Below are 8,810 nucleotides of genomic sequence, written 5' to 3' on the forward strand. Positions count from 1 at the left end.
GCCTCGCCGCCGGGGCCCACCGCGCCGTCCTCGGCTGGGGCGCCCTCGCCCGGCCCCCGCAGGCCGGCCGCCACCTCTATGCCGACCTCGCCCCGCTGCGCGGCACGCTCGCCGCCCGGGGCGTCACCGACTCGCTCGAACTGGAGGAGTACCTCAGCGCCCGCCTCGGCACCCCCACCCCCGGCGGACACCGCTTCGGCGACGAACTCGGCGCCCTCCGCGTCCGGCTGGGCACCGGAGCGCTCCTCGGCACGGACCCCGTCGCGCAGACCGCCGCCCTCACCGCCGCGGACCCCCTCGAATTGCCGCCGGTCGCCGCAGCGCTGAGCATTTTCCGAGCAGCCCTCGACACACCGCGCTGACCCACCGCGCCGGCGCACTCCTGGACGGGAGCCCCGATGACGGACCAGACCGCGCGCCCGGTCGCCCCCGACACACCCCCCGCGGCCTGCGACGACCCCGTCCCCACCCGCCCCCTCGGCGAGGTGCGCGACTGGCCCCGCAGCTTCGCGGACCGGCTCACCGCCCCGCTCCCCGGCGTCAAGGGCATGTCCCGGCTGGCCCGCGAGCACTCCATCCGGCCCAACGCGGAGGGCCTGCGCCACATCCACCGCCTGCCCTACGCACCCGCGCCCCTGCCGCCCGTCCCGGCCGGGACCGCCTGCGTCACCTGGGCCGGGCACGCCAGCTGGATCATCCGCACCGGCGGCCTCACCGTCCTCACCGACCCCGTCTGGTCCCGCCGCATCCTCGGCACCCCCGCCCGGATCACACCCGTCGGCGTCCCCTGGGAGGACCTGCCGGTCATCGACGCCGTCGTCATCAGCCACAACCACTACGACCACCTCGACGCGCCCACCCTGCGCAGACTGCCCCGGCACACCCCGCTGTTCGTCCCGGCGGGCCTCGGCCCCTGGTGCCGCCGCCGGGGCTTCCGCACCGTCACCGAACTGGACTGGTGGGAGTCCGCCCGGCTGGACGGCGTCCGCTTCGACTTCGTCCCCGCCCACCACTGGTCGCGGCGCACCCTCACCGACACCTGCCGCTCGCTGTGGGGCGGCTGGATCATCGGCGGCCCGGACACCGGCGGGCGGATCTACTTCGCCGGCGACACCGGATACGGCCACTGGTTCACCGAGATCGGCCGCCGCCACCCCGGCATCGACCTCGCCCTGCTGCCCATCGGCGCCTACGAACCCCGCTGGTGGCTCCGCGACGTCCACACCGACCCCGAGGAGGCCGTACGGGCGTACGAGGACCTCGGCGCCCGCGCCATGGCCCCCATGCACTGGGCGACCTTCCTGCTCTCCGCCGAGCCCGTCCACGAACCGCTCACCCGGCTGCGCACCGCCTGGCAGCGCGCCGGACACCCCCGCGACCACCTCTGGGACCTGCCCATCGGCGGCTCACGCCTGCTGGCCCCCGGCTGACCTCACCGCGCCCACCGCGCCCGCGTCCTGCGCCACACCGCGGGCGCCCCGCTGATCACCAGCGTCAGCCCGACCGCGGCCACCACCCCCTGCCACGGCTCCGGGAACAGCGAACCGCCCAGAATGCCGATCAGCTGGTACGTCGCCGCCCACGCCAGACACGCCGGCACGTCACCGCGCGCGAACCGCCGCATCGGCATCCGCCCCAGCAGACACGCCAGCATCACCGGAATGCGCCCGGCCGGCACCAGCCGGGACAGCACCAGCACCGCCGCCCCGTGCTCGTCCAGCTTCCGCTGCGCCTGCGCCAGCCGCTCCGGCGCCGCCCGGTCCCGGATCGCGCGCAGCCACCGCGACCCGTTCTTCGACCGCACCCCCCGCCGCCCCAGCCAGTACAGGGATATGTCCCCCAGGAACGCCGCCGACGCCGCCACCCCGAACACCACCAGCAGCGAGAACGGCGACGACTGGTGGAACGCCACCACGGCCGCCGAACTCACCAGCGCCCCCGTCGGCACCACCGGGACCAGCGCCCCGACCGCCACCAGCAGGAACAGCGACGGATAGCCCACCGCCTGCTGCGTCGACTCGGCGGGCAGCTGGGCCGTCTCCCGCAGGAACTCGATCACCCCGAGCACCCCGGCCGCACCCGCTCCCCGTGCGCCAGCCGGTGCACCACGACCTCCGGCGCCGCCGCGGCCGCCTTCCGCACGAACTCCTCGCCCGGCGCGTGGAACTCGTGCGGCCGCACCCCGTCCATCCCGATCGGCCAGTACGTGCCGTAGTGCACCGGCACCGCCGCGCGCGGCCGCAGCCGGGCCAGCGCCTGCGCCGCCCGGCCCGCGTCCAGGTGCCCGTGCCCCAGATAGGGCCCCCAGCCGCCCACCGGGAGCAGCGCCACGTCCACCGGACCGACCACCCGCGCCATGTCGTCGAACAGCCCGGTGTCCCCGGCGAAGTACGTGCGCGCCGCGCCCTCGACCACGTACCCCAGGGCGGGGGAGCGGTGCGGGCCCACCGGCAGCCGCCGGCCGTCGTGCAGCGCCGGAACGGCCCGCACCCGCACCGCGCCCACCCGCAGCTCGTCGCCCGGCAGCACCTCCGTGATCCGCAGCCCGCGCGAGCGGCGCAGCAGCCGCAGCCCCGGCACCGACCGGACCGAACCGCGCGGTACGACCACCCGGGCCTCCGGCGCGACCCGTGCCAGCGACGGCAGGTGCAGATGGTCGGAGTGCAGATGCGAGATGAGGACCGCGTCGGCGACGGCCGCGTCCGGGCCGGGCAGCGCGCCCCGGCGGCGCCGCAGATGCGCGAAGCGCCGCGCGAACAGCGGATCGGTCAGCAGCCGGACCCCGGAGTCCTCGATCGTGCACGTGGCATGACCCCACCAGGTGATCTCCACCGGCATCCGTCTCCTCCTCCTGCTGCTCGCCCCACCGAACGGACCCGTCCCGCCTGCCCGACGAGCCTACGGGCACTCCCGCCCGGACGGGCCGCACACCCGGCGCACCCGAGGTCCGCGACGGTGCGGCCGTGCCCCCGTGCGCCCCCTCACCGCCCCGGGACACGCCCCTGGAACCGCCGGGAGCGGCGCATAGGGTCGGCACACGACGGACAGGGGGAGAGCGGTCATGGGTGACGTACGGGTGGCGGCCATCGCCAGTCTGACGCCGCTGGAGGAGCTGGACAGCGACCCCTTCCTCGTGGACACCCGGGGCCAGCACGCCATGTGCGCCCGCTGGGCCGCCGAGCGCGGCTACGTCATCACCCGCCAGCTCCGCCTGTACCGGCTGCGCCCCGACCACCCCGCGCTCTGGGCCGACATCGAAAGCGGCGACGCCGAACTGTTCGTCGCCCCCTGCGACCGGGTCCTGGCCCGCGCCCTGGCCTCGGTGGCCGACTTCACCGCGGAGTGCGAGCGGCGCGGCGTACGCCTGGAGATCGCCGGGCTCGACGAGCCGTCCTACACGGCGGACGGCAAGGCCGGGGTGCACCGCAGGCTCTCCATGCCGACCGCCGGCTACGACGGCTGCTGACCGGCCGGGGGAGCGTCCGGACCGCTGTGAAAGGCTGGGGCCGGGCCCGGAGAGTCAGGGTCCGGACGTGAGGTGACGAGGGCGTGGGCGACAGGCGATGGCGGCGGGCCGGCAGCGCCCTGATGCGGGTGGTCGCGGTCTGGGCGGTCTCGACGCTGACCATGCTGGTGCTCGCCCGCATCCTCCCGGACTTCCGCCTCCAGTCCGCCGACGGCGACACCCTCACCAAGACCGCGTTCACCGCGGCCTGGGGCGCGGGCGCCTTCGGTCTGCTCTCCGCGCTGGTCTGGCCGGTCCTGGTCCGGGCGCTGCTCATCGTGCCGGCCCTCGTCCTCGGCCTGCTCGTCTTCTTCCTCAACGGCTCGCTGCTGCTGATCGCGCTGCGCCTCATCCCGGACGGCCGGGGCGCCGCGGCGCCGGAGACCGCCGTCGTCGTCGCCGCCGCGATGTCCGCCGTCGCCTCGGCGACCTCCACCGCCCTGGCCGTGCGCGACGACAACGCCTACCGCCGCCGGCTCTCGCGCCTGGCCGACCGGCGCCGCCGCCGCAGCGGAGCGGATGCCGACGCGCGCGGCGGCCCGCCCGGGACCGTCTTCATCCAGCTGGACGGCGTCGGCCACGACACGCTCGTCGCGGCCGCCGCCGGCGGCGTGATGCCGACCGTCGCGCACTGGCTGGCCGACCCCGCCGGGCACCGGCTCACCCCCTGGCGCACCGACTGGTCCAGCCAGACCGGCGCCAGCCAGCTCGGTATCCTGCACGGCAGCAACCACGACGTGCCCGCCTTCCGCTGGTACGAGAAGGAGACCGGCGTCGTCATGGTCTCCAGCAAACCGGCCAGCGCCCTGGAGCTCCAGCGCCGGGCCGTCGCCCGCACCCGCGACGGCGGACTGCTCGCCCTGGACGGGGCCAGCCGGGGCAACCTCTTCAGCGGCGGCGCCGACCAGCTCGCGCTCGTCCTGTCCATGGCCGCCCGGCTCGGCAAGGGCCGCCGCTCGCGCGCCGGGTACTTCGCCTACTTCTCCGACCCGGCCAACGCCGTGCGCACCGCCGGTTCCTTCGCCGCCGAGGTCTGCCGGGAGATCACCCAGTCCACCCGCTCCCGCCTCCGCAAGGAGACCCCCCGCGTCAAACGCGGCGGCCTCTACCCCTTCATCCGCGCGTTCGCGACCGTCGTCGAACGCGACGTGGTGGTCGCCGCCGTGATCGGCGACATGTTCGCGGGCCGGACCGCCGTCTACGCCGACCTGGTCGCCTACGACGAGGTGGCGCACCACTCGGGGCCGCGCAGCCGGGACGCGGAGAAGGTCCTCGCCCGCCTCGACCGGGCGCTCGCCCTCATCGCCAAGGTCGCCGAGCAGGCCCCGCGCACCTACCGGATCGTGCTGCTGTCCGACCACGGCCAGAGCCCCGGCGACACCTTCGCCGGGGCGTACGGGCTCACCCTCAAGGAGCTGGTGCGGGCGGGCAGCGGACTGCCGGTGCCCCGGCGCGCCCAGCGCACCCCCAGCGCGTCCGAGGCGCGCGACGCGGTCCGGATCGCGCTGCACCGGCCGGTCGCCGAGGGCGGGGAGGAACGCGTCGCGAAACCCTCCGACCCGATCGTCCTCGCCTCCGGGAACCTCGGTCTGATCTCCTTCCCCGACATCGAGGGCCGCGCCTGTCTGGAGCAGCTGGAGCACCGCCACCCGGCCCTGCTCTCCACCCTCGCCAACCATCCGGGCATCGGCTTCCTGCTGGTGCGCAGCGAGCGGTACGGCTCGGTGGTGCTCGCCCGGGACGGGGTGCGGGTGCCGGTCGCGGAGCTGGTGGACGGGGAAGGGCCGCTGGCGCCGTACGGGCCGGGTGCCGCGGACGCGATCCGGCGCACGGACACCTTCCCGCACGTCGCCGACGTGATGGTCAACTCCATGTACGACCCGGCCACGGGCACCGTGCACGCCTTCGAGGAGCAGATCGGCTCGCACGGCGGCCTGGGCGGCGACCAGTCCCGGCCGTTCCTGCTGTGGCCGCGCTCCCTGACGGACCCGCTGGACGTCCTCGGGCAGGAGTGCGGACAGCGGCCGGACGAACTCGTCGGGGCCGAGGCCGTGCACCGGGTCCTGCGCCGCTGGCTGCGGGACGCGTCGGGGCCCCAGGTGCCGGTGGCCTGACCGGTCCGGCGGGTCCTGCGCGCCGGGCGCGCGGGGGCGTTGTCAGTGGTGGGCGGCAGGATGGTGGCCATGACGAACTCAGCAGTCGTGCTCGCCGACCACGCCTCCTACGCCGCCGCCGTCGAAGAGGCCGCGCAGGCCGCCGCCGCGTACTACGCCACGGGTGAGAGCACGCTCGACGACGACGCCTACGACCGGCTGGCGCGCGGCATCGCCGCGTACGAGCGGGAGCATCCGCAGGAGGTGCTGCCCGCCTCCCCGACCGGCAAGGTGGCCGGCGGCGCCGCCGTGGGGGACGTGCCGCACACGGTGCCGATGCTCTCCCTCGACAACGTCTTCTCCGCCGAGCAGTTCGCCACCTGGACCGCCTCGCTGGAGCGCCGCATCGGCCGTCCCGTCACGGCCTGGAGCGTCGAACCGAAGCTCGACGGGCTCGCGGTCGCCGCCCGGTACCGCGAGGGCCGCCTGGAGCGGCTGATCACCCGCGGCGACGGGACCGCGGGCGAGGACGTGACGCATGCCGCCGGGACGGTCGTCGGGCTCCCGGCGGAGCTGGCCGAGCCGCTCACCCTGGAGATACGCGGCGAGATCCTGATGACCACGGAGCAGTTCGAGCAGGCGAACACCGTCCGCACCGAGCACGGCGGCGCCCCCTTCGCCAACGCGCGCAACGGCGCCGCGGGCACCCTGCGCGCCAAGGACCGGGCGTACACGGTGGAGATGACGTTCTTCGCGTACGGCGCCCTCCCGCTGCCCGAATCCGGCGAACCGGCCGCCGCGCTCGCCGGCCTGCCGCACAGTCAGGTCCTCGCCCGCGTCGCGGACCTCGGCGTGCACACCGCCGCCGCCACCGACGTCGCCCCCCGCACCGCCGCCACCGTCGAGGAGGTGCAGGCGCGGATCGAGGAGATCGGCGCGCTGCGCGCCTCGCTGCCCTTCGGGATCGACGGCATCGTCATCAAGGCGGACCTCGCCGCCGACCAGCGGGACGCCGGCAACGGCAGCCGCGCCCCGCGCTGGGCCATCGCCTACAAGCTGCCGGCCGTCGAGAAGGTCACCCGCCTCCTCGGCGTCGAGTGGAACGTCGGCCGGACCGGCATCATCGCGCCGCGCGCCGTCCTGGAACCCGTCGAGATCGACGGCTCGACCGTCGGCTACGCCACCCTGCACAACCCGGCCGACATCACCCGCCGGGACCTGCGCATCGGCGACCACGTCATGGTCTACAAGGCGGGCGACATCATCCCCCGCATCGAGGCCCCCGTCGCCCATCTGCGGACCGGCGACGAACAGCCCGTCGTCTTCCCCGAGGCGTGCCCGCAGTGCGGTTCCGAGATCGACACCAGCGAGCAGCGCTGGCGCTGCGTCCGCGGCCGCGACTGCCGGCTCGTCGCCTCGATCTCCTACGCGGCCGGGCGCGACCAGCTCGACATCGAAGGGCTCGGCACGACCCGCGTCGTCCAGCTCGTCGAGTCCGGTCTCGTCGCCGACTTCGCCGATCTGTTCACCCTGGAGCGCGAACAGCTCCTCACGCTCGACCGGATGGGCGAGACCAGCACCGACAACCTGCTGGCCGCCATCGACGCGGCCCGCACCCAGCCGCTGTCCCGCGTCTTCTGCGCCCTCGGCGTCCGCGGCACCGGCCGCTCCATGTCGCGCCGCATCGCCCGCCACTTCGCGGAGATGGACCGCATCAGGGCCGCCGACGCGGAGGAACTCCAGCAGGTGGACGGCATCGGCAAGGAGAAGGCGGCGAGCGTCGTCGCCGAGCTGGCCGACCTCGCCCCGCTGATCGAGAAGCTGGTCGCCGCCGGACTCACCATGACCGAGCCCGGCGCCACCCCGCCCCCGCCGCCGGGCGAGGCCGCCGACACCGGCGAGGACGCGGCGGACGCCGCCGGCGGCGGGCCGCTGGCCGGGATGACGGTGGTGGTCACCGGCGCCATGACCGGCGCCCTGGAGAAGCTGTCGCGCAACCAGATGAACGAATTGATCGAGCGGGCCGGCGGCAAGTCCTCCTCCAGCGTCTCCAAGCGGACGACGCTGCTCGTGGCCGGCGAGAAGGCCGGCTCCAAGCGGACGAAGGCGGAGGATCTGGGCGTGCGGATCGCCGACCCGGAGGAGTTCGCGGAACTGATCGGGGACTACCTGCCCGTGGACGCCTGAGGCCCCGCCCCGAGCCCTTCGATTTTGCCTGGGAGTGGCTTTCTTTGCCTCCCTATTGCATAGTGAGGGCTCGGCCATGCCTCGCGATCAGCGGGTCACTGGGTGTGTGTACGGCCACGGCTGCGTGCCGGGGGTGAGGGGCGATGCGTTCTCTGCGCGACGGACAGCGGCACGACCGCTCCGTCCACCGGCGGCACCGGGGCGCCACCCGGGGCCTCGCCCTCGACCTCGGCAGCTCCCGGACCCGGGCCTGGGTGCCCGGCCGGGGCCTCGTCACCGAGACCTGCGAGGACCCCGGGGAACACGGCCGGGGCAGGCCCGTGCGGCGCGGCCGCATCGTCGACCCGGACTCCTGCGGCCGGCTCCTCGCCCGCATCGCGGACCGGGCCCTGGGCGACGACCGCGACGACGCGCTCATCGTCGTCAGCCACCCCGTCCTCGCCGGCCCCGCGCACCGCGCCGCCACCCGGGACATGCTCCGCGCCCTGGGCCCCTGCGACGTCATCGTCCTCGACAGCGCCAGGGCCGCCGCGGCCTGCGCCGGACCGGGCGACGGCGGACCCCTCCTCGTCCTCGACGTCGGCGCCGAGCTGACCGAGGCCACCCTGCTCGTCGACGGCCTGGTCCGCGACGCGCGCCTGGCCGAGACCGGGCTCAGCGACCTGGCACCGGGTGAACCGCCCGCCGCCGTCGTCCGCGCCGTCCTCGACATGGTCATGGCCATGTGGCGGCAGGACCGGCACGGCGCGATGCTCGGCGCCCTGCGCCGCGGACCGCTGCTCGCCGGAGGCGGTGCGCTGCGCCCCGACGTCACCAACCGGATAGCGCTCCGCCTCGGCGTCCCCGTCCGGTGCGCCGACGACCCCGCCACCACCGTGGTGCGCGGCGCCGGCATCGTCCTCAGCTCCGTCCTCCGCCGCGCGGAACCCGCCCTCCCCGGCCGCATCCGGTGACCCCGGTCCCCTGGGGGCCGCCTCCGGGGACCGCACACCCCGGAACCCGGCCGGACACCCCGGTGCGCGACG

General features: G+C 75.6%; 7 protein-coding genes and 1 pseudogene. 6 read left to right on the plus strand and 2 right to left on the minus strand.

Going from position 1 to position 8,810, the window contains the following annotated elements; genetic code table 11:
• Window positions 1-362, plus strand: a pseudogene (locus MHW47_RS27955) (pyridoxal phosphate-dependent aminotransferase); the annotation flags it as partial.
• 36 nt (window positions 363-398) lie between these two features.
• Window positions 399-1,430, plus strand: a complete 1,032-nt coding sequence (locus MHW47_RS27960; RefSeq protein WP_239226539.1) for an MBL fold metallo-hydrolase — start codon at window positions 399-401, stop codon at window positions 1,428-1,430.
• 2 nt (window positions 1,431-1,432) lie between these two features.
• Here MHW47_RS27960 and MHW47_RS27965 read toward each other — a convergent pair whose 3' ends face one another.
• Window positions 1,433-2,059: a DedA family protein gene (locus MHW47_RS27965; RefSeq protein ID WP_239226540.1), complete on the minus strand. Its 627-nt coding sequence runs from the start codon at window positions 2,057-2,059 to the stop codon at window positions 1,433-1,435.
• Window positions 2,056-2,838, minus strand: a complete 783-nt coding sequence (locus tag MHW47_RS27970; protein WP_239226541.1) for an MBL fold metallo-hydrolase — start codon at window positions 2,836-2,838, stop codon at window positions 2,056-2,058. Before MHW47_RS27970 ends, MHW47_RS27965 begins: the two co-directional genes overlap by 4 nt.
• A gap of 223 nt (window positions 2,839-3,061) precedes the next feature.
• Here MHW47_RS27970 and MHW47_RS27975 point away from each other — a divergent pair, with 223 nt between their 5' ends.
• From MHW47_RS27975 to MHW47_RS27990, 4 genes are all read left to right on the plus strand, one after another.
• Complete coding sequence (locus MHW47_RS27975) at window positions 3,062-3,466, plus strand: hypothetical protein (protein WP_239226542.1); 405 nt, start codon at window positions 3,062-3,064, stop codon at window positions 3,464-3,466.
• An 83-nt stretch (window positions 3,467-3,549) separates the two neighbouring features.
• Window positions 3,550-5,619 carry an alkaline phosphatase family protein gene (locus tag MHW47_RS27980; protein ID WP_239226543.1) on the plus strand — a complete coding sequence of 690 codons (2,070 nt, stop codon included), beginning with the start codon at window positions 3,550-3,552 and terminating at the stop codon, window positions 5,617-5,619.
• 60 nt (window positions 5,620-5,679) lie between these two features.
• Window positions 5,680-7,785, plus strand: coding sequence for an NAD-dependent DNA ligase LigA (gene ligA, locus MHW47_RS27985; RefSeq protein ID WP_239226544.1), 2,106 nt, complete (start codon window positions 5,680-5,682; stop codon window positions 7,783-7,785).
• A 143-nt stretch (window positions 7,786-7,928) separates the two neighbouring features.
• Window positions 7,929-8,738, plus strand: coding sequence for a rod shape-determining protein (locus MHW47_RS27990; RefSeq protein ID WP_239226545.1), 810 nt, complete (start codon window positions 7,929-7,931; stop codon window positions 8,736-8,738).
• Window positions 8,739-8,810: the final 72 nt, after the last annotated feature.

Source organism: Streptomyces sp. OfavH-34-F (genome assembly GCF_022347745.1).
GTDB lineage: Bacteria > Actinomycetota > Actinomycetes > Streptomycetales > Streptomycetaceae > Streptomyces.

Coding starts and splice junctions, on each gene's coding strand:
- ligA (WP_239226544.1), top strand. CDS start 5,680: ATGGTGGCCATGACGAACTCAGCAGTCGTGCTCGCCGACCACGCCTCC.
- MHW47_RS27960 (WP_239226539.1), top strand. CDS start 399: ATGACGGACCAGACCGCGCGCCCGGTCGCCCCCGACACACCCCCCGCG.
- MHW47_RS27975 (WP_239226542.1), top strand. CDS start 3,062: ATGGGTGACGTACGGGTGGCGGCCATCGCCAGTCTGACGCCGCTGGAG.
- MHW47_RS27970 (WP_239226541.1), bottom strand. CDS start 2,838: ATGCCGGTGGAGATCACCTGGTGGGGTCATGCCACGTGCACGATCGAG.
- MHW47_RS27990 (WP_239226545.1), top strand. CDS start 7,929: ATGCGTTCTCTGCGCGACGGACAGCGGCACGACCGCTCCGTCCACCGG.